28 protein-coding genes are annotated in these 26,047 nt (G+C 61.9%); 16 read left to right on the top strand and 12 right to left on the bottom strand.

Translation table 11 applies throughout. The features are described 5' to 3' along the window. Positions 1–14 precede the first annotated feature (14 nt). Genes GA829_RS23895 through GA829_RS23905 form a run of 3 tightly spaced genes read left to right on the top strand, consistent with a single transcriptional unit; the run spans position 15 to position 1,739 of the window. Entirely contained in the window at positions 15–680 is a 666-nt protein-coding gene (locus tag GA829_RS23895) for a glutathione S-transferase family protein (protein ID WP_195175064.1), read from the top strand. Positions 681–682: 2 nt separating this feature from the next. After that, positions 683–1,093 (top strand): hypothetical protein, encoded by a 411-nt coding sequence (locus GA829_RS23900; RefSeq protein ID WP_195175065.1) that lies wholly within the window; start codon positions 683–685, stop codon positions 1,091–1,093. Between the two features lie 4 nt (positions 1,094–1,097). Continuing rightward, positions 1,098–1,739 carry a Pr6Pr family membrane protein gene (locus GA829_RS23905; RefSeq protein WP_195175066.1) on the top strand — a complete coding sequence of 214 codons (642 nt, stop codon included), beginning with the start codon at positions 1,098–1,100 and terminating at the stop codon, positions 1,737–1,739. A 15-nt stretch (positions 1,740–1,754) separates the two neighbouring features. Here the strand turns inward: GA829_RS23905 and GA829_RS23910 are convergent, their stop codons facing one another. After that, positions 1,755–2,006, bottom strand: a complete 252-nt coding sequence (locus GA829_RS23910; protein ID WP_195179791.1) for a DUF1127 domain-containing protein — start codon at positions 2,004–2,006, stop codon at positions 1,755–1,757. A 94-nt stretch (positions 2,007–2,100) separates the two neighbouring features. Here GA829_RS23910 and GA829_RS23915 point away from each other — a divergent pair, with 94 nt between their 5' ends. The 7 genes from GA829_RS23915 to GA829_RS23945 all read left to right on the top strand — a co-directional run bounded on the left by GA829_RS23915 (position 2,101) and on the right by GA829_RS23945 (position 9,344). Then, positions 2,101–3,513: an aminotransferase-like domain-containing protein gene (locus GA829_RS23915; RefSeq protein WP_195175067.1), complete on the top strand. Its 1,413-nt coding sequence runs from the start codon at positions 2,101–2,103 to the stop codon at positions 3,511–3,513. A 153-nt stretch (positions 3,514–3,666) separates the two neighbouring features. Further along, on the top strand, positions 3,667–5,898 hold the full coding sequence (gene purL / locus GA829_RS23920; RefSeq protein ID WP_195175068.1) for a phosphoribosylformylglycinamidine synthase subunit PurL: 2,232 nt from the start codon (positions 3,667–3,669) through the stop codon (positions 5,896–5,898). Then, positions 5,895–6,407 carry a hypothetical protein gene (locus GA829_RS23925; RefSeq protein ID WP_195175069.1) on the top strand — a complete coding sequence of 171 codons (513 nt, stop codon included), beginning with the start codon at positions 5,895–5,897 and terminating at the stop codon, positions 6,405–6,407. The genes purL and GA829_RS23925 overlap by 4 nt, the downstream gene beginning before the upstream one ends. A gap of 96 nt (positions 6,408–6,503) precedes the next feature. After that, positions 6,504–6,737 carry a BolA/IbaG family iron-sulfur metabolism protein gene (locus tag GA829_RS23930; RefSeq protein WP_195175070.1) on the top strand — a complete coding sequence of 78 codons (234 nt, stop codon included), beginning with the start codon at positions 6,504–6,506 and terminating at the stop codon, positions 6,735–6,737. 154 nt (positions 6,738–6,891) lie between these two features. Further along, positions 6,892–7,506, top strand: a complete 615-nt coding sequence (locus tag GA829_RS23935) for a class I SAM-dependent methyltransferase (protein ID WP_210337689.1) — start codon at positions 6,892–6,894, stop codon at positions 7,504–7,506. A 145-nt stretch (positions 7,507–7,651) separates the two neighbouring features. Next, positions 7,652–7,987 (top strand): Grx4 family monothiol glutaredoxin, encoded by a 336-nt coding sequence (gene grxD / locus GA829_RS23940; RefSeq protein ID WP_195175071.1) that lies wholly within the window; start codon positions 7,652–7,654, stop codon positions 7,985–7,987. An 88-nt stretch (positions 7,988–8,075) separates the two neighbouring features. Then, on the top strand, positions 8,076–9,344 hold the full coding sequence (locus GA829_RS23945; protein WP_195175072.1) for a multidrug effflux MFS transporter: 1,269 nt from the start codon (positions 8,076–8,078) through the stop codon (positions 9,342–9,344). Positions 9,345–9,374: 30 nt separating this feature from the next. On the opposite strand, the gene GA829_RS23950 is transcribed toward GA829_RS23945, so the two are convergent. The 3 genes from GA829_RS23950 to rpsD all read right to left on the bottom strand — a co-directional run bounded on the left by GA829_RS23950 (position 9,375) and on the right by rpsD (position 11,867). Continuing rightward, the gene (locus tag GA829_RS23950) at positions 9,375–10,208 is read right to left on the bottom strand and encodes an inositol monophosphatase family protein (protein ID WP_195175073.1); all 834 of its coding nucleotides are present in this window, start codon (positions 10,206–10,208) and stop codon (positions 9,375–9,377) included. Further along, positions 10,198–11,088 (bottom strand): tRNA 2-thiocytidine(32) synthetase TtcA, encoded by an 891-nt coding sequence (ttcA, locus tag GA829_RS23955; protein WP_195175074.1) that lies wholly within the window; start codon positions 11,086–11,088, stop codon positions 10,198–10,200. Before ttcA ends, GA829_RS23950 begins: the two co-directional genes overlap by 11 nt. Positions 11,089–11,249: 161 nt before the next feature. Further along, positions 11,250–11,867 carry a 30S ribosomal protein S4 gene (gene rpsD, locus GA829_RS23960; RefSeq protein ID WP_140769216.1) on the bottom strand — a complete coding sequence of 206 codons (618 nt, stop codon included), beginning with the start codon at positions 11,865–11,867 and terminating at the stop codon, positions 11,250–11,252. 391 nt (positions 11,868–12,258) lie between these two features. Between rpsD and GA829_RS23965 the strand changes: the two genes are divergently transcribed. Continuing rightward, positions 12,259–12,459, top strand: a complete 201-nt coding sequence (locus tag GA829_RS23965) for a hypothetical protein (protein ID WP_195175075.1) — start codon at positions 12,259–12,261, stop codon at positions 12,457–12,459. 74 nt (positions 12,460–12,533) lie between these two features. Here GA829_RS23965 and GA829_RS23970 read toward each other — a convergent pair whose 3' ends face one another. Then, positions 12,534–12,953 carry a winged helix-turn-helix transcriptional regulator gene (locus tag GA829_RS23970; protein WP_195175076.1) on the bottom strand — a complete coding sequence of 140 codons (420 nt, stop codon included), beginning with the start codon at positions 12,951–12,953 and terminating at the stop codon, positions 12,534–12,536. Between the two features lie 146 nt (positions 12,954–13,099). Between GA829_RS23970 and GA829_RS23975 the strand changes: the two genes are divergently transcribed. Continuing rightward, positions 13,100–13,738 (top strand): NAD(P)-dependent oxidoreductase, encoded by a 639-nt coding sequence (locus GA829_RS23975; RefSeq protein ID WP_195175077.1) that lies wholly within the window; start codon positions 13,100–13,102, stop codon positions 13,736–13,738. Positions 13,739–13,768: 30 nt separating this feature from the next. Here GA829_RS23975 and GA829_RS23980 read toward each other — a convergent pair whose 3' ends face one another. Next, positions 13,769–13,957, bottom strand: a complete 189-nt coding sequence (locus GA829_RS23980) for a DUF3008 family protein (RefSeq protein ID WP_195175078.1) — start codon at positions 13,955–13,957, stop codon at positions 13,769–13,771. A gap of 167 nt (positions 13,958–14,124) precedes the next feature. On the opposite strand from GA829_RS23980, the gene GA829_RS23985 reads away from it, so the two are divergent. Beyond that, positions 14,125–15,516, top strand: a complete 1,392-nt coding sequence (locus GA829_RS23985; protein WP_195175079.1) for an RNB domain-containing ribonuclease — start codon at positions 14,125–14,127, stop codon at positions 15,514–15,516. A 78-nt stretch (positions 15,517–15,594) separates the two neighbouring features. On the opposite strand, the gene murI is transcribed toward GA829_RS23985, so the two are convergent. The 3 genes from murI to GA829_RS24000 all read right to left on the bottom strand — a co-directional run bounded on the left by murI (position 15,595) and on the right by GA829_RS24000 (position 18,053). Continuing rightward, positions 15,595–16,362 (bottom strand): glutamate racemase, encoded by a 768-nt coding sequence (murI, locus tag GA829_RS23990; protein WP_219738841.1) that lies wholly within the window; start codon positions 16,360–16,362, stop codon positions 15,595–15,597. A 134-nt stretch (positions 16,363–16,496) separates the two neighbouring features. Continuing rightward, positions 16,497–17,129, bottom strand: coding sequence for a hypothetical protein (locus GA829_RS23995; protein WP_195175080.1), 633 nt, complete (start codon positions 17,127–17,129; stop codon positions 16,497–16,499). A 72-nt stretch (positions 17,130–17,201) separates the two neighbouring features. Further along, complete coding sequence (locus GA829_RS24000; protein WP_195175081.1) at positions 17,202–18,053, bottom strand: RNA methyltransferase; 852 nt, start codon at positions 18,051–18,053, stop codon at positions 17,202–17,204. Positions 18,054–18,262: 209 nt separating this feature from the next. Here GA829_RS24000 and GA829_RS24005 point away from each other — a divergent pair, with 209 nt between their 5' ends. The 3 genes from GA829_RS24005 to GA829_RS24015 are packed head-to-tail and all read left to right on the top strand — an operon-like array spanning position 18,263 to position 20,910. Then, positions 18,263–19,474: an NADP-dependent isocitrate dehydrogenase gene (locus GA829_RS24005; protein ID WP_195175082.1), complete on the top strand. Its 1,212-nt coding sequence runs from the start codon at positions 18,263–18,265 to the stop codon at positions 19,472–19,474. A gap of 24 nt (positions 19,475–19,498) precedes the next feature. After that, positions 19,499–20,125, top strand: coding sequence for a glutathione S-transferase family protein (locus GA829_RS24010; protein WP_195175083.1), 627 nt, complete (start codon positions 19,499–19,501; stop codon positions 20,123–20,125). After that, positions 20,125–20,910 carry a hypothetical protein gene (locus GA829_RS24015; protein WP_195175084.1) on the top strand — a complete coding sequence of 262 codons (786 nt, stop codon included), beginning with the start codon at positions 20,125–20,127 and terminating at the stop codon, positions 20,908–20,910. Before GA829_RS24010 ends, GA829_RS24015 begins: the two co-directional genes overlap by 1 nt. A 58-nt stretch (positions 20,911–20,968) precedes the next feature. Here GA829_RS24015 and GA829_RS24020 read toward each other — a convergent pair whose 3' ends face one another. From GA829_RS24020 to recA, 3 genes are all read right to left on the bottom strand, one after another. Then, a complete protein-coding gene (locus tag GA829_RS24020; RefSeq protein WP_195175085.1) occupies positions 20,969–21,820 on the bottom strand; it encodes an AraC family transcriptional regulator in 852 nt (283 codons plus the stop codon). Between the two features lie 169 nt (positions 21,821–21,989). Beyond that, entirely contained in the window at positions 21,990–24,656 is a 2,667-nt protein-coding gene (gene alaS, locus GA829_RS24025) for an alanine--tRNA ligase (protein ID WP_195175086.1), read from the bottom strand. Positions 24,657–24,925: 269 nt separating this feature from the next. After that, positions 24,926–26,023: a recombinase RecA gene (gene recA, locus GA829_RS24030; protein WP_008875470.1), complete on the bottom strand. Its 1,098-nt coding sequence runs from the start codon at positions 26,021–26,023 to the stop codon at positions 24,926–24,928. Positions 26,024–26,047 lie beyond the last annotated feature (24 nt).

Raw genomic sequence — 26,047 nt, forward strand, 5'->3', positions numbered from 1 at the left:
GGAGAGAGACGGTCATGAAGCTCTATTCGCGGCCGTTGTCGCCGTATTCGTCGATCGTGCGCGCGCTCTCCTACATTAAGGATGTGCCGCTCAAGATCATCGCACCGCCGCCTGGCTTCCCCATTCCAGAAGAATTCCGCGCCATATCGCCGCTCAACCGCATTCCGGTGCTGATTACCGGTTCGGGCGAGACAATCATCGAATCGGTGGTCATTGCCGAGTATCTGGAAGAGCGGTTTCCGGAGCCGGCGCTGCTGCCGACGGATTCGAGGGATCGCGCCCTGGTGCGGATGTTCGCGCGCATCACCGACCTCGATGTCCTTACCCCGACGATGAAGCTGTTCGAACTGCATTTCGTGCAGAAGCGGAACGAGGTCGAGATCGCGGCACAGTTCGCGCGCCTGCATCACGGGCTTGCGGCGATCGAGAGCCGCATGGCGCATGGGCCTTTCGCACTGGGCGACGACATCAGCTTCGCCGACGCCTGGCTGACGCCGACCCGCTTCATCTTCAACAATTTCCGCAAGGTGACAGGGCGAAGCGACCTGCTTGACGCCTATCCAAAATTCGACGCCTATGAGCAGATCGCCTCACAGCATCCGGCCTTGTCACGGGTCTGGGGGGAGATGACCGACGGCCTGAAAATCTTCCTTTCCGAACTTGAGATGGGTGCAGCTTGAGCATGAAACAGACGATCGCCAGCCTCGCTGTAGTCGTTGCCGGTGGTTTTCTGCTTGCGTCCTGCCAGTCGAGCCCGAAAGTGGCGCCGCCGCCTTCGGGCAAGAGTGCCTCTCTGCTCAGCATGGAACAGGTGGCGATTGCAGCCCACAAATGCTGGATTGCCAGCAAGGACCCGGCCTTCAAGTCCTACCAGATGGCCAACGAGCTGAATTCGTTCAGCGGCACGCCGCGCTTCCTGCTGGTGCCGGCCAAGCATTATGGCGGCAAACCGCTGCTGGTCGTGCAGGCACAAGGCAATTCAAGGCGCGTCGACGCGTTCGGCCCGCTGATGGCAGATCCGCTCGGTGCGCGTATCGGTTCCGATATTGCCCGCTGGCAAACCGGCAATCCGTCCTGCAGCGCGGCCGCCTGAAGCAATGGGCCGGTTCCTGCAGATTGCGGGATTGATCATCGGCCTGGCAGGGATTGTCCTGCAGTTCTGCATCACCATTCCAGCCTCGATGGAGGCTGGCCGCAGCCTGCTTGGCTCCATCGTCTTCTTTTTGAGCTTCTTCACCGTCCTGACCAACATCGGCGCGGTGCTCGTCTACACCGCATTGCTCTCAGCAAGCGGCTATGCCTGGCTGCCGGCCTTTGCCGGACCGAGCGTGCGGGCTGGCGTCGCTGTGTCGATAACCCTGGTCTGCATCGTCTATGCCGTGGTGCTGGCGCGCCTTTGGCAACCGCAAGGCCTCTTTCTGGTCTGCGATATCCTGCTCCACTATGTGGCGCCGATACTGTTCGTGCTGTGGTGGTTGGTGGCGGGCGCCGATGGCAAGCGGCAGTGGCGCGACATCCCCCGATGGATGATTTATCCGGTCGCCTACCTTGCCTACGTGCTGGTGCGGGCGCCGATTGCCGGCGAAGTGCCTTACCCATTCCTGAGTGTCGCCAACAACGGGGCAGTCAGCGTCGCCATTTCGGCGCTGGCCGTCACCGGGCTTTTTGTATTGCTGTGCATTGTCGCGGTATTCGTCGACAATGGTGTCTTGCGGATGCGATCTTCGAGCCCGAAATAGTGCTCGTGCCGACGATCAGTCCCAGATCGGCCTGATGCCCTCGCGGTGCGCGTCGCAACGAGAGAGGCCGATATCCTTAAGCTGGTCGTCTGTCATCTCGAGCAATGCCAGTCGGCTGCGACGGCGATCGAGCAGACTGGCGATCCAGGTCAGGAATGACCTGACAAGGCGCAACAGCCGGCGGCCATAAGTCCCACGGCTGGAAGGACGCATCGCCCTCCCAAACAATTCAGGGCTGCCATGACGGATTGTCTCTATTGTATCCATTTCATTTCTACCAAGAGCTACAAATTGCACCATTTTCTCTGCGCAACTCATATGTATTGACTCATTGTGCGGCGCAATATAGAAAATTGTCACCATGACAAATTGGCTCCCCGACCTATCGTCCGGTTCCGGCCCGCTCTATCAGCGCCTTGCTGACAGCATCGAGTCCGATATCGACAAGGGCGTCATCAATGCCGGCGCAAAACTGCCGCCGCAGCGCGATCTCGCTTATGATATCGGCGCCACCGTCGGCACGGTTGGCAGGGCGTATCAGGTGTTGCGTGAGCGCGGGCTGGTGAGCGGCGAAGTCGGGCGCGGAACCTATGTGCTCAGCCAGCACACAAGTGATGTGAAGACCGAGCCCATGGCGCGTGATGAAGCAGGCACGCGCTATATGGATGCGCCGCGCGGCATGCTGCGTTTCGACAGCACGGCGGCGCCCGATATCGACCAGAGCACTGTCGTCACCGAGGTGCTGACGCGCACGGCGCTCGACCATCCGCATGAGATTTCAAGCTATACGCGCGACTTTCCCGAACGCTGGTTCGAGGCCGGTGCGCGTTGGCTTTCGCGGAACTCGTTTCGCCCCAATGCCGACACCATGGTTCCCACGCTCGGCACCCACGCCGCTGTGATGGCCGCGATCGCGGCACTCACCACGCCCGGCGACTATATCGCGTTCGAGCATCTGACCTACTCGCAGATTTCCCGCAGCGCCGGGCTGATCGGCCGGCGAACCGCTCTGGTGGCGTCGGACAAGGATGGTCTCGATCCCGAGGATTTCGAACGCGTCTGCGCGCAAAAACACCCCAAGATGATCTTCCTGATGCCGACGGCCCAGAACCCGACACTGTCGACGCTGTCGGCGGCACGCCGCGAAGCGATCGCGCGTGTCGCGCGCGAATATAATGTCATCCTCATCGAGGACGATCTCTACGGCAACCTCACCGACGATCCCACGCCGCTGTTGGCCGAGTATGCGCCCGAGCGTACGATCGTGGCCGGCGGCCTGTCAAAATCGGTCGCGGCCGGTGTGCGCGGCGGCTGGCTCTCCTGCCCGCCCGCCTATCGCCACCGCATCCGCGTCGCCCACAAGATGATGACTGGCGGCATGCCTTTCCTGCTGGCCGAGGTGAATGCAAGGCTGGTTTTGTCCGGCCAGGCCAGCGACATTCGCAAGCACTGCATTGCCGAAATCAGTGCCCGCATCGCGATCGCGCGCGAGACTTTGGCCGGCTTCGAGTTCAAGGCCCACGACAAGGTGCCCTTTGTCTGGCTCACCTTGCCCGACCCATGGCTTTCCGGCACGTTCAAGCATGCCTGCCTTGAACATGGCGTGCTGATCGATGACGAGGACGAGTTCAAGGCCGGCCGTTCCGAGCAGGTCTCGCACGGTGTCCGCTTCGGCGTCTCGCAGCCCAGGCATCGCAAGGACATCACGCAAGGCGTCGCCGTGATCCGGCGGTTGCTCGACGAAGGCCGCGCCGGATACGACAGCTTCTCCTGAGCCACAAAGCGCCTTGCGCGCGAGGGATCGTCATTGCCCTGTGGCTTTGTCCGGTTTTCGCGCGTTTTTCGTCAATCCAAGGGTGTATCGGCCTGTCTGCTTGCGATAAGACGGGACTCAAAATCCCAACGCCCCGGATAAAAATCGCCGCCCATGACCATTTCCAATTCCGTGACGATCACCCCCGAGCTCATTGCCGCGCACGGGCTGAAGCCCGACGAATATCAGCGCATCCTCGAACTCGTCGGCCGCGAGCCGAGCTTCACCGAGCTCGGCATCTTCTCGGCGATGTGGAATGAGCATTGCTCGTACAAGTCATCGAAGAAGTGGCTGCGCACCTTACCGACCACCGGCCCGCGGGTGATCCAGGGCCCGGGCGAGAATGCCGGCGTGGTCGACATTGGCGACGGCGACTGTGTGGTCTTCAAGATGGAGAGCCACAACCACCCCTCCTTCATCGAACCCTACCAGGGCGCGGCGACCGGCGTTGGCGGCATCCTGCGCGATGTATTCACCATGGGTGCACGGCCGATCGCGGCGATGAACGCGCTGCGCTTCGGCGCGCCGGACCATCCCAAGACCCGTCACCTGGTGAGCGGCGTCGTTTCCGGCGTCGGCGGCTATGGCAACGCCTTTGGCGTGCCGACGGTTGGCGGCGAGGTCAATTTCGACGCCCGCTACAACGGCAATATCCTGGTCAACGCCTTTGCCGCCGGCCTTGCCAAGACGGATGCGATCTTCCTGTCGGAAGCCAAGGGCGTCGGCCTGCCGGTCGTCTATCTCGGCGCCAAGACTGGCCGCGACGGCGTCGGCGGCGCCACCATGGCGTCGGCCGAATTCGATGACAAGATCGACGAGAAGCGTCCGACCGTGCAGGTCGGCGACCCCTTCACCGAAAAATGCCTGCTCGAAGCCTGTCTCGAACTGATGGCTTCGGGTGCGGTCATTGCCATCCAGGACATGGGCGCCGCCGGCCTCACCTGCTCGGCGGTCGAGATGGGCGCCAAGGGCGACCTCGGCATCGAGCTAGATCTCGACAAGGTGCCGGTGCGCGAGGAGCGCATGAGCGCCTATGAGATGATGCTGTCGGAAAGCCAGGAGCGCATGCTGATGGTGCTGCGCCCGGAAAAGGAAAAGGAGGTCGAGGCGATCTTCCACAAATGGGGGCTCGATTTCGCCATCGTCGGCAAGACGACCGACGATCTGCGCTTCCGCATCCTGCATCAGGGCGAAGAGGTCGCCAACCTGCCGATCAAGGACCTTGGCGACAAGGCGCCGGAATATGATCGCCCATGGGTCGAACAGAAGAAGCAGGCACCGCTTGCCGCGAACGACGTGCCGCAAGCCGATGTCGCCGATGCGCTGCTGAAGCTGCTGGGCGGCCCTGATCTTTCGTCTCGCCGCTGGGTGTGGGAACAGTATGACACGCTGATCCAGGGCAATTCGCTGCAACTGCCGGGCGGTGACGCCGGTGTGGTCCGCGTCGAAGGCCACGCCACCAAGGCGCTCGCCTTCTCATCCGATGTGACGCCGCGCTATTGCGAGGCCGATCCTTTCGAAGGCGGCAAGCAGGCTGTCGCCGAATGCTGGCGCAACCTGACCGCCACTGGCGCGCTGCCGCTGGCTGCCACCGACAACCTCAATTTCGGCAATCCGGAACGGCCAGAGATCATGGGCCAGCTGGTTGGCGCCGTGAGAGGCATTGGCGAGGCCTGCCGCGCGCTTGGCTTCCCTATCGTTTCGGGCAACGTCTCGCTCTACAACGAAACCAACGGCCAGGGCATCCTGCCGACACCAACCATCGGCGGCGTCGGGCTGATTGCCGACTGGTCGAAAATGGTGCGTGTCGGCTTTGCCGCCGAAGGGCAGATGATCCTGCTGGTCGGCGGGCCCGCTTCGTGGGGAACGCATCTCGGCCAGTCGGTCTATTTCAGAGACATCCATGGCCGCACCGACGGCCCACCGCCGCCCGTCGACCTCGACCATGAAAAGCGTGTCGGCGACCATGTTCGTTCGCTGATCGCGTCGGGTATCGTGACTGCAGCACACGACGTTTCCGACGGCGGTATTGCCGTGGCATTGGCCGAGATGGCGATGGCCTCCGGCATCGGCGCGACCGTTCCCGGACTTGTCGGCACCGACCCGATCCCGGTCTGGTTCGGCGAAGATCAGGGGCGCTATCTCCTGACGCTGTCGATCGATCCCCATGGTGACGAATGGCACGGCATCCGCAAACAGCAAGGCGAGCTTGGCATTTTCGCACCGTGGATCGGCTCTACCGGCGGCAGCACGCTCAAACTCGGCGAAGCGCGCGCGATCTCGGTCAGTGAACTCAGCGGAGCACATGAAGGCTGGTTCCCGCGGTTCATGGATCAGGCCAGTTGACGAAGCTGGCCGCCCGGGCGCTGCTTGCAGTCGTCTTCTGGCCGTCGCTGTTCTTCTTCTGGTTCCTCGGCCCGTTCGTCTTCTTCCTGCTGTCGACGACCTCAAGCGAGGTTTGCACGCGGCTGGAAACGCGCTCCGAGTTCTTGGCGGCTGCCAACGGCACGCTGCCGATGCTGGCCTTGCAGGATTTTATCTACGCGGTTCCAATCGTGTGCCTGGTGCTGTGGAGCCGTCTTTCGCCCGAGCCGGCACGGTCGAGACATATCGTTACCTGCATCCAGTTCTTTGCTGCCTCGGTTGTCATCGGAGCACTGTGGGAATACGGCTCGTCGCTTGTCTGTGACGGCTACGGCCAGGCGTTTTTCTCGCCGCTCTGGCAGATGACGAGCTATCTCCCGATAATCGCCCTGGCGCTCAACATTCCGCTTTATGTGCTGGCCTTCAGTCTTGGCCGCGCTTTCTCGATGCGCGAAGACGCTCCCGACGAAGGAGTGGACCAGTTGGGCTAGACCGCCCTGGAGTCTCTTCAATCCAAACCAGAAAGGCTTTAGGCTCCCCCGACTCTCATCGCAGGGGCCACGCCGCCCAAAACAGGATTTTTTGCCATGGCAATGGATGCCCACGACATCGAAAAACTGATCAAGGACGGCATCCCGGACGCCAGGGTGACAATCCGCGACTTGGCCGGCGACGGCGATCATTATGCGGCCGAGGTGGTGGCCGAAAGCTTTCGCGGCAAGAGCCGCGTCCAGCAGCACCAGATGGTCTATGATTCACTGAAGGGCAATATGGGCGGCGTGCTGCACGCACTGGCCCTGCAGACCAGCGTTCCCGACTAGGACATTTTTGCTTCCAACCCAGAGACGATCAAGATGGCGAGCGATACGCCGATCGCCAAGCCGGCCTATGCCTCGTTCGCGGATCGTTATTGATGCGCTCGCGCCAACCAAGCCGCACAATGCGCTGTACGAACGCCCGGCTTCGCTCGCTCTCATGGGCGATGTCGCCGGGCTGGATATTCTTGATGCCGGTTGCGGCTCCGGCATCTCAGCGGAAAAACTGGCCCGTGCCGGTGCGCGTGTCCGCGCCTTCGACGTCACCCCGGAAATGACAGCATTGGCTCGCTCGCGATGCGCGGGGCTGGGCGTGGACATCCGGGAAGGCGACATGTCGAGTCCGATCGACTGGATCGCCGATCGGAGTGTCGATGGCGTGCTTTGTGCGCTGGCGTTGGATTATGTCGAGGATCTCAAGCCGGTGTTCGCCGAATTCCACCGCGTTACGCGGCCGGGCGGTTGGCTGGTCTTCTCGATGGGGCACCCCATGCGTGACTGGGCGGATGCACGCACCAGAGGTCAAAAGACCTATTTCGAGGCCAATCGCTGGGGCATGCACTGGACCGGCTTTGGCGAACCCAATCCCTATGTTGGAATCCTACCGCAGGCCGCTGGGCGACATCCTCAACGGCCTTGCCGGCGCAGGCTGGATGCTCGACCGATTCGTCGAGCCGCGTCCCCAGCCGGAAATGGAAACCATGGATCCTCGGCACTTTGCCGAGTTGAGCATGTCGCCGGCGTTCATCTGCGTGCGCGCCCGCAAATAGCCTGAGCACCCGGTGCCGCTTGGCCCAAGTCGGCCGATCCTTTGCGCCATTTCGGCGATGGCATGGCTAATGTCTTGTTTCAGGCAATCTATGGGTTTATTTGAACTGTATGTTTCGAGCCTGACTCCCACAGGCGGGAAAGGATTATCCATGAGTGGCATGAACGACTACATCGACAACGAAGTGAAAGGCAACGACGTCGTGCTTTTCATGAAAGGCACGCCTGGCTTCCCGCAATGCGGGTTTTCCGGACAGGTCGTACAGATTCTCGACTATATCGGTGCCGACTATAAGGGCGTGAATGTCCTCGACTCGGCCGAACTGCGCCAAGGCATCAAGGAATATTCCAACTGGCCGACGATCCCGCAGCTTTACGTCAAGGGCGAGTTCGTTGGCGGCTGCGACATCATCCGCGAGATGTTCCAGGCTGGCGAGTTGCAGACCTTCCTGGTCGAAAAGGGCGTGCGCGTAAAAGGCGCTGCCTGATTTCTGTTTGTAGCCCCGGCCTCCGGGACCAAGACGAGCCAATGCGCCGGCCCGCCGGCGCATTTTCGTTTGAAAGATCGGACTTGCCGTGGACCAGCAAAAACAGGCAACGCAATCGGCAGTCAAATTGCCCATTCCGCGCTGGGAATTCATCGCGCTTTGCGCGGCGCTGATGGCGCTGAATTCGCTTGCCATCGACATCATGCTGCCGGCGCTGCAGCAGATCGGCGCCTCGCTGGGTGTCGAGAATGAAAACCACCGCCAATATGTGATCGTCGCCTATATGCTCGGCTTCGGCGGCGGGCAGCTGTTCTTCGGTCCTATCTCGGATCGCTATGGACGCCGCGCGCCGCTCGTCTTCGGCCTGATCGTCTATGTTGCCGCCGCGGCCGCCGCCGCCATCTCGCCGACTTTTGCCATATTGCTTGCCTGCCGCCTGGTGCAGGGCTTCGGCGCGGCTGCAACACGCGTCATCGCCGTCTCGATCGTGCGCGATACCTTCGAAGGCCGGCGCATGGCCGAGGTGATGTCGCTGATCTTCATGGTGTTCATGGCGATTCCGGTCATCGCGCCAGGCATTGGCCAGCTCGTCATGCTGTTTGCGAGCTGGCACTGGATCTTTGTCGCCATGGCCGTCGGCGCCCTGATCGTGTCGGCCTGGGCACTGCTGCGCTTGCCGGAGACGCTACGTCCAGAACATCGCCGGCCGCTGACAGTACGCTCGGTCGCCGATGGTTTCCGCATCGTCCTGACTAACCGCATCGCACTCTGCTACGCCTTTGCCAGCACCTTCATCTTCGCCGCCATGTTCGGCTTCATCAGTTCGGCACAGCAGATCTATCTCGATATCTTCCATGTCGGCGAGCTGTTCCCCGTCATCTTTGCCGGCGTCGCCGGCGTGCTCGCTTTTTCGAACTTCCTGAATTCGCGGCTGGTCGGGCGGGTTGGCATGCGCCGCCTGTCGCAAGGCGCGTTGTTGCTGTTCCTCTGCGTCAGCCTCGCCTGGCTCGTCGTCTCGCTCGAGATGAATATGCCGCTCTGGCTGTTCATCGCCTTCTTTGCCGGCGCGATGTTGCCGTTCGGCGGCCTTGGTGCGAATTTCAACGCGCTTGCCATGGAGCCGCTCGGCGAACTCGCCGGCACGGCTGCATCCATTCTGGGCTTCATGCAGACCTTTCTTGGCGCCATCATCGGCGCGCTGATCGGCCAGGCCTACAATGGCACGGTGACGCCGCTGGCCGCTGGCTTCTGCAGCGTCTCGGTCGCTGCCCTGCTGATGATCCTGATCGCCGAGCGCGGCAAGATGTTCCAGCCGCACAACCCACCCGTCTCAGGGCACGTCACTGATCTGCATTAACCTCTGGCGGTCAGTCCGGTAACTTGAGGGTCAATTCTGGTCGGTCCAGAGCTCGCGGCGCAGGACCTGCCAGCTTTCCTTGTCGGGCGCGACAAGCAGGCCGCCGTCGAGATGCGATGGCAGATAGGCGCTGCCGTCAAAGCGCGCGGCATAGCCGCCGGCCTCGGCGTGGATCAGCACGCCGGCAAGATGATCCCATGGCATCAGCTTGTTGTAGACGACGAAATGGGCATGGCCGCTGGCCAGCAGCCGGTATTCGTGAGCCGCGCAGCGATAAGCGAATTGCGACAGGATTTTCGTCTGGTTGCGCGCCAGCCGCGAGCGCTCCGGCTCGGACACGTACTGCCAGGAGACAGAGCCGGTCATTTGCGAGATCGGCGCCGGCTTGATGACGCGCACCTTCTCGATGCTGCCATGCGCGTGCCTGATATGGCTGCCGGCGCCCTTGGCGCCGATCAGCCAGTCCTTGCCAACGGGATCGTGGATGACGCCGGCAACGGTCTCACCCTTGACCACGACCGCCAGCATGACGCCGAACAGCGGCACGCCCGAAGCGAAGTTGAACGTGCCGTCCACCGGATCGATGACGAAGGCGAGATCCGCGTCGCCCAGGCCGTCGAGCAGCGCCGGGTTGTCGGAGCAGGCTTCTTCGCCGATCACCATCGCCTGGGGATAGCGTTGCCGCAGCCTGGCGGTGATGAGGCGCTCGGCATTGACATCAGCCTGGGTTACCAGGTCAGCGGCGGAGGTCTTCTGGCGGATATCGCCGTCACCCAGCCTGCGAAAGCGCGGCATGATTTCGACCGTCGCTGCCTCGGCCAGGAGGCTGGAAAGCCAGTCGATTGCGACGTCGTCAAATGTCATCGGAAATGTCTTGCCCGGTGCTGAGGGTTTCGTTGAGAGCGGCGAAGTCGAACAGCTTTCGGTCGAGCAGATGCGATGGCCTGGTGTTCGACAGCGCGCGAATCATGATGTCCTTGCGGCCGGGCATGCGCTTTTCGATATCCTCGAGCATCGCCTTCATGACGTTGCGCTGCAGGCCTTCCTGGCTACCGCAGAGATCGCAAGGGATGATCGGGAACCGCATCGCGGCGGCGAATTTCTCGAGGTCGGCCTCGGCGCAGTAGCTCAATGGCCGCAGCACCATGACGTCGCCGTCGTCGTTGAGAAGTTTCGGCGGCATGGCGGCGAGACGGCCGCCATGGAACAGGTTCATCAGGAAGGTTTCCAGGATGTCCTCGCGGTGATGGCCAAGCACCAGCGCCGAACAGCCCTCCTCGCGCGCGATGCGATAGAGATGGCCACGCCTGAGCCGCGAGCACAGCGAGCAATAGGTGCTGCCTTCGGGCAACTTGTCGGTGACGACAGAATAAGTGTCCTGGTACTCGATGCGATGCTCGATACCATGCAAGTCGAGATAGTCGGGCAGGATGTGCTTGGGAAAGTTAGGCTGACCCTGGTCGAGATTGCAGGCCAGAAGCTCGACCGGCAGCAGCCCGCGCCACTTAAGGTCGAGCAGCACCGCCAGCAGTCCGTAGGAGTCCTTGCCGCCCGACAGGGCGACCAGCCAGCGCGTGCCCGGCTTGACCATCGAGAAATCCTCGATCGCCTGGCGGGTGAGCCGCAACAGCCGCTTGCGCAGTTTGTTGAATTCGACCGATGACGGCACATCGGCGAACAGCGGATGGAAGCCGCCTTCAGTGTCGGCGATTGGTTCAAGCTTGAGATCTGGCAGCATGTTCATGGCGCGTCGGTCCAAGTGCCCTTGTTGCCGCCCGGATTACCGCATCGACCCGAAAATCGAAATCGATTTCTGCGGCGCAAGCCTTCAACCGGGAATACGAGAGCACAAAAGAAAAGGCCGCCTCGACGGCGGCCTTTGGATTTTGTCGCAACCGCGTTCGATTAACGCGAGTAGAATTCGACGACCAGGTTCGGTTCCATCTGGACGGCGAACGGAACGTCCGCCAGGCCGGGGATGCGCGAGAAGGTCGCGACCATCTTGTTGTGATCGGCTTCGATGTAATCCGGCACGTCGCGCTCGGCCAGGCCGACCGCTTCCAGAACGATCACCAGCTGCTTCGACTTCTCACGAACTTCGATCACGTCGCCCGGCTTGCAGCGGTACGAACCGATGTTCACGCGCTTGCCGTTGACGTTGACGTGGCCGTGGTTGACGAACTGACGCGCCGCGAAAATGGTCGGCACGAACTTGGAGCGGTAGACAACCGCGTCGAGACGCGACTCGAGCAGGCCGATCAGGTTCTCGGAGGTGTCGCCCTTGCGGCGGTCCGCCTCTTCATACACCTTGCGGAACTGCTTTTCCGAAACGTCGCCGTAGTGACCCTTCAGCTTCTGCTTGGCGCGCAGCTGCAGGCCGAAATCGGAAAGCTTGCCCTTGCGGCGCTGGCCATGCTGGCCGGGGCCGTATTCACGCTTGTTGACCGGGGACTTCGGGCGGCCCCAGATGTTTTCGCCGAGACGGCGGTCGATCTTATACTTCGCGGATTCGCGCTTGCTCATCGCATTCCCTTTCAAAACAACACACCCGGAACCTCATGGTCCGGGTGAAGGAAACGCGCCCTCCTCTGGCCTCCGTTTCGAGACCTGACAGGGTTTTCCCACGCAACGCGGCGGAAAACCCACGGGACACGTCATTTCAAACAAGGTCGGAAGACTGGTCCGCCAAACCTTGGCATACAAACTTGACCTTGGCATACAAAAAGAAACCACCGGACATCGCTGCCCGGTGTTGGCGGTTCGTTAAACGGAGATTTAACCGGTGTCAAGCTTGTGAGTGGCGCCGCGCAAGGCAACCATATAACGTTTTCCACGTTGATGCGGTGCCGGATATGGCGGGAGGTAGCGCCAACGGCATCAGGAAGGGACTGGAGCTAGAGGAGCCCGACTTAAGATGAAGAAGTTCTTCCTTACCTTGGCAGGCGCAGCGGTGCTTGCAGGTTCGATGGCGGTGGCGCCGGAGCCGGCAATGGCGCGGCACTGGCATGGACACAAGCAAGTCTGCCGTATCATCGTGACAAAGAGAGTTGTGTGGCGGCACGGTCATCGCAAAGTGATCATCCGCAAGGTACGGCGCTGCCATCGCATTTGGTAGCTCAACCGAAACCCGGGCAGCTTCCATGTCCCGAAAACCGCAAGAGTTCCATAGGCCCGCGATCCGTCGCGGGCCTATTTTGCAATGGGGCCACCGTCGGCGTCGAATGATGCGCGGGCATGCGCAAGCTTGTCGCGATTCCTGGCGGCCCAGGCGCCGAGTGCTCCGACGGGAACCGCGATCGACTGGCCGAGGTCGGTCAGTGCGTATTCCACTTCCGGCGGCGTTGTCGGACGCACTGTGCGCGTCACCAAGCCGTCGCGTTCGAGCGAGCGCAGCGTAACCGTGAGCATGCGCTGCGAAATGCCTTCTATGGAACGCTTCAGCGCGTTGAAGCGCGTCGGCTTTTCCTGAAGGTTGATGATGACCAGCAGGCTCCAGGTGTCGCCAACCCGGTCCAGGACATAACGAACCGGACAACTGCCGCTGCCGTCCCACTCGAAGCCTGGATGGGCATGCAGCACCGGAATGGGGTCGCTCGGTCTTGCGTTCATGCGGTTCCTCCGGGGTAACCTGCTTATGAAATCATGCCTTCTTTTGCACACTGGCGATAGCAGCTACATAGTTACTGTCAATAACCAGATTACAAATCATATCCGCCTCCCCTCGATCCAAGCAGCGGAAAACGCAGGAGATATCAATGAAAATCGCTCTTATCGGCGCATCCGGCTTTGTCGGCGCCGCCGTGCTCAAGGAAGCCATCGCGCGCGGCCATTCGATCACCGCGATCGTGCGCAATCCGGACAAGCTGGCTCCGCAGGCCGGCGTCAGCGCCATCAAGGCCGACGTGTCTGACGCGAAACAACTCGGCTCAGTGCTTGCTGGCCACGACGTGGTCATTTCCGCCTTCAATGGCGGCTGGGGCGATCCGGATATCTATGACAAGCACCTCCATGGATCGAGGGCGATCGTGCAAGCGGCCAAGGCCGCTGGCGTTCGCCTGATCGTCGTTGGCGGAGCCGGCAGCCTGCACGCGCCGGATGGTAGCCAGTTTGTCGATTCGCCGCATTTTCCCGATGCCTATCGGGATGGTGCCCGCGCCGCACGCGACGCGCTCGCCGAAATCCGCAAAGAGAAGGATATCGAATGGTCTTTCGTTTCCCCTGCGGCACATATGGCACCTGGCGACCGCACTGCAGAATTCCGGCTTGGTGGCGACCAGCCTGTGCTTGATGCCAAGGGCGAAAGCCACATTTCGGTCGAGGATCTGGCGGTTGCACTGATCAATGAAGCCGAAACGCCGCAACACACCGGCAAACGCTTCACGCTCGGCTACTGACCAGGCTCATCGGGCGCTGCCGGCAGAGGCTCAGTCCTTCGACTTCTTCTCCGGCAGCCCCTTGCGCTTGGTCTCGGCGAATTCCTCAAGCTGCTTTTCGCTCATGGACTCGTACATTTCACGGGATGCGCCTTGAAGCTCGCTCTTCTTCGACTCGCCACGTTTGGCGGACAAGGCCGCGCCGGCGGCTTTCTGTTGGGCTTTCGAAGTGGCTGGCATGTCGTTTCTCCTTCGCTTTGCGGGATAAACGCCGCGCCTCGGCGGCAGTTCCAGCGGGGCGCGGACACGGCCATTGGTCTGCCCGGTGCCGGCCGCTTTGGTGCCCGGCCTTGACGATTCTCGCTGGCAGCCTTCCCGAGTCTGGAACCCCGGTGTAGGACGGCTGGATGAAATCGCTGACCGATCCTTCGCAAGCACTCGCCATCGGCCTCTCGAAAATCCGCACCGAGTTCCACGTGCCGGATGGATTTCCGCCTGGCGTGATGGCCTTGGCGGAGACGGCAGCCAAGCGCGTGCCCGACCAGCATGCCGACCGGACCGCGATGCCCTTCGTCACACTCGATCCAGCGGCCTCGACAGATCTCGATCAGGCCTTCTCGATCGAGGCGAGCGGCGCCGACCTGCTCCTGCACTATGCCATTGCCGATGTGGCCTGGTTTGTCGAGGACGGCGACGCGATCGACACCGAAGCCTGGACGCGGGGTGAGACCCTATACTTGCCCGACGGCAAGGCGGGGCTCTACCCGCCGACGCTTGCCGAGGGTGCCGCGAGTTTGTTGCCCGATGGGCCGCGCCCAGCCGTCATCTTCACGGTTCGGGTCGGCGAGGACGGAGCGGTAAAGCTGGACGGCGCGGAGCGGGCCATCATTCAAAGCCGCGCCAAGCTCGCCTATGACAGCGTGCAGGCCTCTGACCTTCCGGCGGACTTCAGCGAAATGGCGCGGCGCATGGCGGAAAACGAAGAGCGCCGTGGCGCCTCCCGCGTCGACCCGCCCGAGCAGGAGGTAGAAAGGCTCGCCAACGGCGGATACCAGCTTTCGTTCAGACCGCTGCTGCAGTCGGAGAAGGACAACGCCGCGCTTTCGCTGGCCGCGAATATGGCGATCGCCGACGCCATGCTGGCACACCGGACGGGATTGTTCCGCGTGATGGCGCCGCCGGATGCTTCCAAGGTGCAAAGACTGCGCAACGCGGCGCAGGCTCTTGGCTTGTCCTGGCCAGCCACGACCAGCTTGCGTGACTACCAGCGGACCCTTGATCCGGGCAACAAGCAACAGGCAGCACTGATGCTGGAAATCCGCCATGCCGGCTCCGGCGCGTCCTACCAACCCTTTGAGGAAGGCGTCGTTCCGTGGCATGAGGCGATGGCTGCGACCTATGCGCATGCCACCGCACCGCTCAGGCGGCTGGCCGACCGCTACGTCGTACGCTGCGCGCTGGCAATCGCCAACGGTCAGCCGGTACCGCAGGCTGTCACTGACGGGTTCGCCAGGCTGCCGAAGGTGATGGGGCGCGCGGACGCCCGTGCTTCGCAGATCAACCACGCCGCCATCGACCTTGCCGAGGCGGTCATGCTCAAGGGACGCGAAGGCGAGACGTTCCAGGCTGTCGTCACCGACTTCGCCGACCATGGCGTGCGCGTTCAGCTTTCAGACATACCCGTCGTTGCCAACGTGAAGGCCACCGGGTTCAGCCAGGGCGATGGGTTGACACTAAAACTGGTTTCGGCCGATCCAGATCAACGCAGCATCGTCTTCGAACCTGTCGCGCCTGTCTGAGCGGCGGACGTTCCGTAAGCGATCGGCCAGCCATCGCGATACCAAGCGCCGATTAAAATGCATTGCGCTGAAGATGCGTTAGCGCGTGCTCAATCCGAAACCCTGCATCAGCCGGCTGGTGGCGAAATCCACCTTACCCGAAGTGAAGACAGCAATGTCGGGCTCGCCTTCAGGCAGCGGCCCATCGACCGGCGCTAACAATGACATGGCCCGGCGGGCGATGGCTTCGGCTGGATCAATCCAGTCGACCGGCCAGGGCGCGGTCTTGCGCATGCGGTTGGCCAGGAACGGATAGTGCGTGCAGCCGAGCACGACGATATCGGTGCGGGCGCCATCCTTCTCGACAAAGCACGGCGCGATCTCGTGGCGAACGATCTCCTCGTCGACAAATCCCTCGCGCATGTAGATTTCGGCCAATGGCGCGAGCCGATCCGAACCGACCAGCCGGACATGGCACTTCTGCGCCCATTTGCTGATCAGGTCGCGCGTGTATTGACGCTTCACTGTGCCCGGCGTTGCAAGCACCGAGACAAGCCCGGAACGCGTGCGCTCAGCCGCTGGCTTGATGGCCGGCACCGTGCCGACAAAGGGATGGCCGGGGAATTTCTCACGCAGTGCATCGATCACCAGCGTCGAGGCCGTGTTGCAGGGAATGACGGAAATTTCCGGCTGGAATTTATCCAGCAATGCACCGAACAGGCCAAGAATGTGGGCGTTGAGGGCCGGTTCCTCCCACGCGCCATAGGGGAAAGCAGCATCATCTGCGACATAGACGAAGCGGCGGTCCGGCATCAGCACGCGCGCTTCCCGCAACACGGTAAGCCCGCCGATGCCGGAATCGAACATCAGGATCGGACGGTGGTTTGATGTCACGGGGATGTTTCCTGCAAGACTGATCAGTTCGAGAAGGCCAAACCGGCCACGATGCTTCTATCGGCAACGATCATGGCCTTGAAGTGACGAAATGCCCGCCCCGATCCTCAGACCAGGCCGCGCTTGCCAAAGCCGCCGGGTCGCGGCCGGCCATTGCCTGGAATCGCCGGTCGTGACGGCGCTGGAGCTGCGCGCGACAGAGGGGCGAAAACCTGCGCGGACGCGCCGGCGGCCGGCGACGCGTAGACCTTTTGCTTCATGGCGCTGAGTGCGGGAGCGTCATGGTCATCGAAATCAAAAACCGATGTCAGTTCCTTGATGTCGACGCCGGCGGGCTTGGCGACGAGAAGAGTGACCCACAGGCCAAGAATGCTGAAGCCGAGCAGATTGAGGCCGCCGGAGAGCCTGTCCGGATTGTTGAAATCGATCACGAGGATCGTGCCCGCCTGCAGAACCGCGTAGAGGGCTGAAAAGACGATGTAGGACCATAGGATCCATCGAGAGCCCCGTGCATCACGGCTCCGGCGCCAGGCAATGTTGCCACGCAGCAGGACGAGCACCAGCGAAGCCAACAGGATCGCCGCGGCCATCCCTTCCCGGGATGAGCCGGGTTTCGAGTTGACCAATCCCATGAAGCCGATGGTTCCAGCGATGCACAAGACAATCGCTACGATTTCCACCACCAGCAGGGCCGCTGAATAGGAGAAGAAGCGGAGACGCCCGATATTTGAAGTAAACATTCGAGGACCCATCGTTTTCGGGACAATGGGGCAAATCGAATAAAATTCGGTTACTGGTAACGTTGGGGAAACCTAGTCTTTTTCCGCCGCTTTCTTGGCACGCGCGGCGGCGGCCGGCAGCCGTCTCGGATCATCGCCCGGCGAGCCATCGCCGCGCGGCATGGCCGGCGAGAACCTGTCCAGTGACGAGATGATGCCGCGCAGCACCTTCAGTTCTGGCTCGGCGAAGCCGGCGCGAGTCAGCACGGCACGCAGATTGTCGATCATTTTCGGTTTCTTCGGCGCCGGACGGAAATAGCCGCGCGCCTCCAAGGCGCCTTCGAGATAGGCAAACAGGCCGTGCAGTTCTTCCTTGCTTGCCGGCTTCATCTCGGGGCCAGTGAAATTGGTCTTGGTTTCATCCTCCAGACCGGACTTCATCCACTCGTAGGACATCAGCAAGGCCGCCTGGGCGATGTTGAGCGAGGAGAAGTCGGGGTCGACCGGAAAGGTGACGATCTCGTCGGCGAGGCCAACTTCATCATTGTAGAGGCCGAAGCGTTCGCGGCCGAACAGGATGCCGGTGCGCTGACCCATGCCATGGCGGGCTCTCAGCATCCTGCCTGCTTCGACCGGGCCGCGCACTGACTTGAAGCCGTCGCGCTGTCTGGCCGTGGTGGCGAAGACGAAATTCAGGTCGGCGAGCGCCGAGGCCAGATCGTCAAATACCTTGACCGCGTCGATGACATGATCGGCGCGGCTTGCGGCGGCGCGCGCCTTTTCGCTCGGCCAGCCATCACGCGGATTGACCAGGCGCAGTTCCGACAGGCCGAAATTGGCCATGGCGCGCGCGACCATGCCGATGTTCTCGCCAAGCTGCGGCTCGACCAGAATGATCGCCGGGCCGGCGGCGGGAGCTGAATTGGCGTCTTCGATGGCTGTCATGATGGTCAAGGAACCGTTGTTTGCGGCATTTCAGCATCCCCTGCCACATTCAGGCGCGGAAATGAAGCATTGGCGAATAAGCATTGGCGTCCACCGGTGGATGGATCGCCGTTTGCGCGGCCAAAAATGCTTTGATATACGGGCCGCATCCCCGGCCGAACGCCATGCTGGCAAGGCCGTTCCAATCCCAGCAACGAGGCAATCTTTCCATGGCGAAGATCAAGGTGGCGAACCCGGTCGTCGAACTCGACGGCGACGAGATGACCCGCATCATCTGGCAGTTCATCAAGGACAAGCTGATCCACCCGTATCTCGACCTCAAGCTTGAATATTTCGACCTCGGCATCGAGCACCGCGACGCCACCAACGACCAGGTGACCATCGATTCGGCCAACGCCATCAAGAAATACGGCGTCGGCGTGAAATGCGCGACCATCACTCCCGACGAGCAGCGCGTCGAGGAATTCAAGCTGAAGAAGATGTGGAAGTCGCCGAACGGCACCATCCGCAACATTCTCGGCGGCACCATCTTCCGCGAGCCGATCATCATGAAGAACGTGCCGCGCCTGGTTCCCGGCTGGACCAAGCCGATCATCGTTGGCCGTCACGCCTTTGGCGACCAGTACCGCGCCACCGACTTCCGTTTTCCCGGCAAGGGCAAGCTGACGATCAAGTTCGTCGGCGAGGACGGCAAGGTGATCGAGCACGAGGTGTTCGATGCGCCCGGCGCCGGCGTCGCCATGGCCATGTACAATCTTGATGAGTCGATCCGTGAGTTCGCACGGGCCTCGCTGAACTACGGCCTGCTGCGCAACTATCCGGTCTATCTCTCTACCAAGAACACCATCCTCAAGGCTTATGACGGACGCTTCAAGGACATCTTCCAGGAAGTCTACGAGGCTGAATTCGAAGCCGAGTTCAAGTCGAAGAAGCTTTGGTACGAACACCGCCTGATCGATGACATGGTGGCGTCCAGCCTGAAGTGGTCGGGCGGCTATGTCTGGGCTTGCAAGAACTATGATGGCGACGTGCAGTCCGACACGGTGGCACAAGGCTTTGGGTCGCTCGGCCTGATGACCTCGGTGCTGATGACGCCGGACGGCAAGACCGTCGAGGCCGAGGCCGCGCACGGCACCGTCACCCGCCACTATCGCCAGCACCAGAAGGGCGAGGAAACCTCGACCAATTCGATCGCCTCGATCTTCGCCTGGACGCGCGGCCTCGCGCATCGCGCCAAGCTCGACGACAATGCCGAATTGAAGCGGTTCTCCGAGACGCTGGAAAAAGTCTGTATCCAGACGGTCGAGTCCGGCTTCATGACCAAGGACCTGTCGCTGCTGATCGGCCCGGACCAGCCCTGGCTTTCGACCGTCGGTTTCCTCGACAAGATCGACGAGAACCTGCAGAAGGCGATGGCATAAGGCGCCACGATCGCGAGGGACAACATGGGCAAGCCGGTCGTCTATGGCGCGGACTATAGCGTTTATGTGCGCATCGTCCGGCTTGCGCTTGAGGAAAAAGGTATCGGCTACGAGCTCGTACCGGTCGATATCTTCGCGGAAGGTGGCGCGCCGGCCTGGTATGGCGCGCACCACCCATTTGGCCGCATTCCAGCCTTCGAACATGATGGCTTTCGTCTGTTCGAGACCAGCGCGATTGCCCGCTATGTCGACGAAGGATTTGCCGGCCCTGCCCTGCAGCCGACGGACGCCCGCGCCCGCGCAACCATGAACCAGATCATCGGCCTGCTCGATGCTTATGCCTATCGGGCCATGGTCTGGGACGTCGCCGTCGAGCGGCTGGAGAAGCCGGAACCGGATGGAGTCCTGATCGCCGGCGGACTGCGGCAGGCCGCAACCGTGCTTGGTGTGCTCACCACGCTGAAGGCCGTTGGCCCATGGCTGCTGGGCGACCAGCTCACATTGGCCGACCTGCATGCCGCCCCGATCATCGGCTATTTCGTCAAGGTCGCCGAGGGACAGACCTTGCTGGCCGAATTTCCCGACATCCAGGCGTGGTGGGAACGCATGAACCAACGCCCGAGCTTCGGTCGCACGCAAAAGGCGGAATGATGCGCGCGGTTCACGTGAGTTTCGCGACGCCGAAATTCTCGCAAGCCAGCAAGCTTCTTCAAAAAACCGCGCGCCGGTTCGGACTCGATAGCCATCTCTACACGCCGGTGCATCCAATCGTGCTGGATCTGGCGCGCGAATACCCGTCGATCATGTCAGCGCCGCGTGGCGCCGGGTACTGGCTTTGGAAGCCGTTTATCATCCTGGACATGATGGACAAGGTGCCGGACGGAACGCCCATCCTCTACACCGATGCTGCCTTGACCTTTATTGCCGATCCCGCACCGATGATCGCGCTCACAGAACGGCATCCCGTATGCCTTTTCGTGATGACCGACATCATGCGGCAAGGCAAATGGACCAAACGCGACTGCTTCATTGAAATGGACGCGGATACCGAGGAATTCTGGGCGCTGCCGCAGTTGGCGGCTGGCGTGCAACTCTACCGCACCGGGCCGCAAGCGCGGCATTTCGTGTCGCTGCTGGCGCAGGCTATGGCAAGCGAGGCACGCTTGACGGACATGCCCAACATCCACGGCCTTCCAAACCTTCCAGACTTCGTCGATCACCGGCACGATCAGTCGGTACTGACCATTCTGGCGAAGCAGCAAGGGGCAGCGCTTTTTCGCGATCCCTCACAATTTGGCGAGTGGTACACGCAAGGGTCTGACGATGCGCCGTTTCGCCAGACCGTTTTTCTGCACCGCCGGCGCGACAGGCCACTTTACAAGTGGCTGAGCGGCCGGCTGCGCCAGAAATACACCGGCGGCAAGGGTTTCATCTGAGCCGAGACAGCACCCAGCCGCTAGAGCGGCCGGGGCCGATCGTTCGGAGGCGCGAGGGTCACACCAGCGGCAAATTGATCTCGGTCAACAATTCCGTTGGCGGGACATCGCGCGGATTGTTGAGGTATTCCTCGAACATCACGGTCTCGCGCAACCGGCGGCCGGATTTCGGCAGCCACTCGCCGTAGAGCCATGCATAGGCCTTATGCATCTCGGCATAGGGCCCTTTGTGCCGCAGAACCGCATAGTCGCCGCCATCGATCTCCTTGCTTTCAAGCGGCGCCGCCAGCGACAGGCCAGCGTCGGCGGCAACGCAGGCGTAAGAGCGCAGCTTGTCGGTCGCGACGATGTCGGGATCGTCCAGATAGACACCGATCATGCGCATGCCGGGGTTGCCTTGCCCGCGCGCATAGAGCGTACCGAAGAGTTGCTCGAACGCTTTGCCGATCTGCATGTAGGAGCCCGAATGGGCGACCCCGACAAGATGCATTTCGGGGAGCTTGCGTAGTGAAACATCGAACATTCTGGAAGCCTTTCCGTGAGACGTTGGGTCAAAGAGCCGATGGCTTCCTTCCTTCCGATAACGCGCCGGTGGCATGCCGTAGACCGACCTGAATATCCGGTTGAACGACTGGACGTTGGGATAGCCAGAACGTTTCGCAATGTCGCCGACACTCAGATTCGTCTCGACAATCTCGCCGGCCGCACGATGCAGCCGTAGTCTCTTGACCGTGGCCGCCAACGTCTCGCCGTAGATTGCTCGATAAATCCTATGCCAGTGATAGCTCGACAGGCAGGCGATATCGGCAAGGCGGTCCATATCGAGATCCTCGTCGAGATGATCATGGATATGAGCCGAAACCCTTCTCAGGCGCGTCTCATAGACTGCCCATGCCGTGTCGCCGTTCATGTAGAGCCTTCATGCAAACCGTTCGAGCGGACACAACCATAGCCGGATTTGACAAATCCTGCTGACTTGCCGTCCAAAGGGGACAAACAAAAAAGGCCCGCCAAAGCGGACCTTTTCCTACTGCCGACAGAGAGCCTGTCCGATCCCGATACAATCGGGATGGGCGCGATCAGGCTGCTTCCAGTGCGGCCTTCACCGCGGCAATGGCGTCATTGGCCTTGGAGGCGTCGGGGCCACCGGCCTGCGCCATATCAGGCCGTCCGCCGCCGCCCTGCCCGCCCAACGCGGCCGAGGCAACGCGCACCAGATCGACGGCGCTGAAGCGGCCGACAAGATCGTCCGTGACGGCAACGACGACGCTTGCCTTGTTGTCCTCGCCAGCGCCGACAAAGACAACGACGCCGGAGCCGAGCGACGTCTTGCCGGCATCGGCCAGCGGCTTCAGGTCCTTCGGCGAGACACCGGAAACCGCCTTGCCGAGGAAGCCGACGCCGGCCACAATCTCGTTCTCAGGTAGCGCGCCAGCAGAAGCGCCGCCACCCAGCGCCAGCTTCTTGCGCGCTTCGGTCAGCTCCTTTTCAAGCTTCTTGCGCTCGTCAAGCAATGCCTCGACGCGGGCCGGCACATCGGCGGGCGAGATCTTCAATGTCGCCGCGACCAATTTCAGGCGCCGATCCTGCTCGTCGAGGTACTTGCGCGCGGCTTCACCCGTGAGCGCCTCGATGCGGCGCACGCCGGCCGCAACCGCGCCATCCGACACGATGCGCACCAGACCGATATCGCCTGTCGACCTGACATGCGTGCCGCCGCAGAGTTCAACCGAATAGGGCCGGTTGGCCTTGGCGCCATGCAGGCCCCTACCCATCGACACGACGCGCACTTCATCGCCGTATTTCTCGCCGAACAGCGCCATGGCGCCTTCGGCGATGGCATCGTCGACCGACATCAGCCGCGTTGTCACCGGGCTGTTCTGCACGACGATCTCGTTGGCCATGCGCTCGACCACCTCGAGTTCGTCGGACGAGATCGGCTTGTTGTGCGATATGTCGAAACGCAGGCGCTCGGGCGCGACCAGCGAACCCTTCTGCGCCACATGCGTGCCCAGCACTTCGCGCAGCGCCTCGTGGATCAGGTGCGTGGCCGAATGGTTGGCACGCAGCCGCGAGCGCCTGGTATGGTCGACCTTCAGTTCGACGGCGGATCCCGTCTTGGCGGTGCCGCTGGTCACCTTGCCGAGGTGGACGAACAGGCCATCGGCTTTCTTCTGCGTATCGGAAATCTCGATCAAGAAGCCTTCGCCCGAAATGACGCCGGCATCGCCCATCTGGCCACCGGACTCGCCATAGAACGGCGTCTGGTTGACGACCACCGCAACCGTGTCGCCCTTGCCGGCGCTGTCGACGGTCTTGCCGTCCTTGACCAGCGCCTGGATGAGGCCCTCGGCCTGCTCGGTCTCGTAGCCGAGGAACTCGGTGGCGCCTGCATTCTCGCGAACCGGGAACCAGACCGTTTCTGTCGCCGCCTCGCCGGAGCCAGCCCAATGCGCGCGCGCCTCGGTCTTCTGCCGCTCCATCGCATCGGTGAAGCCGGCAAGGTTGACCGAGATGTTGCGCTGGCGCAGCGCGTCCTGCGTCAGGTCGAGCGGGAAACCGTAGGTATCGTAGAGCTTGAAGGCCGTCTCGCCATCCAGCATGTCGCCGGCGCCGAGTTTTTCCGTTGCCTCGGACAGCAGACCGAGACCGCGCACCAGCGTCTTGCGAAAACGCGTCTCCTCAAGCTTCAGCGTCTCCGTGATCATTGCCTCGCCGCGTACCAGCTCCGGATAAGCCTGGCCCATCTCGCGCACCAGCGCCGGCACCAACTGCCACATCAGCGGGTCGCGGGCGCCGAGCAACTGCGCGTGCCGCATGGCGCGGCGCATGATGCGGCGCAGGACATAGCCACGGCCTTCGTTCGACGGCAGCACGCCGTCGGCCACCAGGAAGGAGGACGAACGCAGATGATCGGCAATGACCCGGTAGGACGCGACCGTCTCCTTGTCCGGGCCGCGCCCGAGCGCGGAGGATGCCGCCTCGATCAGATGACGGAACAGATCCGTCTCGAAGACGCTTTCGACGCCTTGCAGGATGGACGCCATGCGCTCCAGCCCCATGCCGGTGTCGATCGACGGACGTGGCAGGTCGACGCGCTCTTCCTTCGTGACCTGCTCATACTGCATGAAGACCAGGTTCCAGAATTCGAGGAACCGGTCGCCGTCTTCCTCCGGGCTGCCGGGAGGGCCACCCCAGATGTGCTCGCCGCGGTCGATGAAGATTTCCGAACACGGTCCGCAAGGCCCGGTGTCGCCCATTGCCCAGAAATTGTCCGACGTCGCGATTCGAATGATCCGATCGTCGGAAATACCGGCGATCTTCTTCCAGAACCCGGCCGCCTCTTCGTCGGTGTGATAGACGGTGACCAGCAGCTTGTCCTTCTTCAGCCCGAACTCGCGGGTGATCAGGTTCCAGGCAAGCTCGATGGCACGTTCCTTGAAGTAGTCGCCAAAGGAGAAATTGCCGAGCATCTCGAAGAAGGTCAGATGGCGGGCGGTGTAGCCAACATTGTCCAGATCGTTGTGCTTGCCGCCGGCACGCACGCTTTTCTGCGCGGTCGTGGCGCGCGAATAGGGCCGCTTCTCCAGGCCGGTGAAGACGTTCTTGAACTGCACCATGCCGGCGTTGGTGAACATCAGCGTCGGGTCGTTGCGCGGCACAAGCGGGCTCGAGGCGACGACCTCGTGGCCTTCCTTGCGGAAATAGTCGAGAAATGTCGACCGGATCTCGTTCACGCCACTCATGAATGCTGCCTTTTCGAGAGAGCCGCCAGCTTGGCCGGCGGAGTATGGGCTCTGCGTTTTTAAGAAGATGGAGTTGGCCTTTTAGCCGCCGCTTCGCACCCTGTCCAGAAACACGCAATTGGACCAATTCGCGGGCGTTGCCAGTGGCCTGAAACGCAAACCGCCGGCACAGAGGCCGGCGGTTCAGAACGCGGTACTACAGAACTCGATTACATAAGCCAGAGATGATAAACTCGGATTATGGCCGAACTCCGGCCATGATCGGTTTCCTACATGGCGCCGGCTTCATCCTCGAAGCCGTCATCGCCGCCTTCGGAGCCGCCATTCTCGAGGAATTTCTCGGCAATCAGGCCGGCATTCTGCCGAAGCGCCAGTTCGATCTCGCGCGCCGTGTCAGGATTGTCGCGCAGGAACAGCTTTGCATTCTCGCGGCCCTGGCCGAGGCGCTGCGAATTGTAGGAGAACCAGGCGCCCGACTTCTCGACCACACCGGCCTTGACGCCGAGATCGACCAGTTCGCCGGTCTTGGAGACGCCCTCGCCATACATGATGTCGAACTCGACCACCTTGAAGGGCGGCGCCAGCTTGTTCTTGACCACCTTGACGCGGGTCTGGTTGCCGACGACCTCATCGCGGTCCTTGACCGAGCCGATGCGGCGAATGTCGAGGCGGACCGAGGCGTAGAATTTCAGTGCATTGCCACCGGTCGTGGTTTCGGGCGAGCCGAACATGACGCCGATCTTCATGCGGATCTGGTTGATGAAGATGACCATGGTGTTGGAGCGTGAGATCGAGGCGGTCAGCTTGCGCAGCGCCTGGCTCATCAGGCGGGCCTGCAGGCCCGGCAGTGAATCGCCCATCTCGCCTTCGATTTCAGCACGCGGCGTCAGCGCCGCGACCGAATCGACCACCAGCACGTCGATGGCGCCGGAGCGCACCAGCGTGTCGCAGATTTCCAGCGCCTGCTCACCCGTGTCAGGCTGCGAGATCAGCAGGTTTTCCAGATCGACGCCAAGCTTGCGGGCATAGACCGGGTCGAGCGCATGTTCAGCGTCGACGAAGGCGCAGATGCCGCCCTTCTTCTGGGCCTCTGCCACCGTGTGCAGCGCCAGCGTCGTCTTGCCCGAGCTTTCCGGCCCGTAGATTTCGACGATGCGGCCGCGCGGCAGGCCACCGACGCCGAGCGCGATGTCGAGGCCAAGCGAGCCCGTCGGTACCGTTTCGATCTCGACGACCTGCTCGTTCGCGCCGAGCCGCATGATCGAGCCTTTGCCGAAAGCCCGCTCGATTTGCGACAGCGCCGCATCCAGAGCCTTTGATTTGTCCACCGCTTTGTCCTCTACAAGCCGCAAAGAATTCTGAGCCATGATACATCACCCCTTGGTCGTCAA

It is taken from the genome of Mesorhizobium sp. INR15, from assembly GCF_015500075.1.
Lineage (GTDB): Bacteria > Pseudomonadota > Alphaproteobacteria > Rhizobiales > Rhizobiaceae > Mesorhizobium.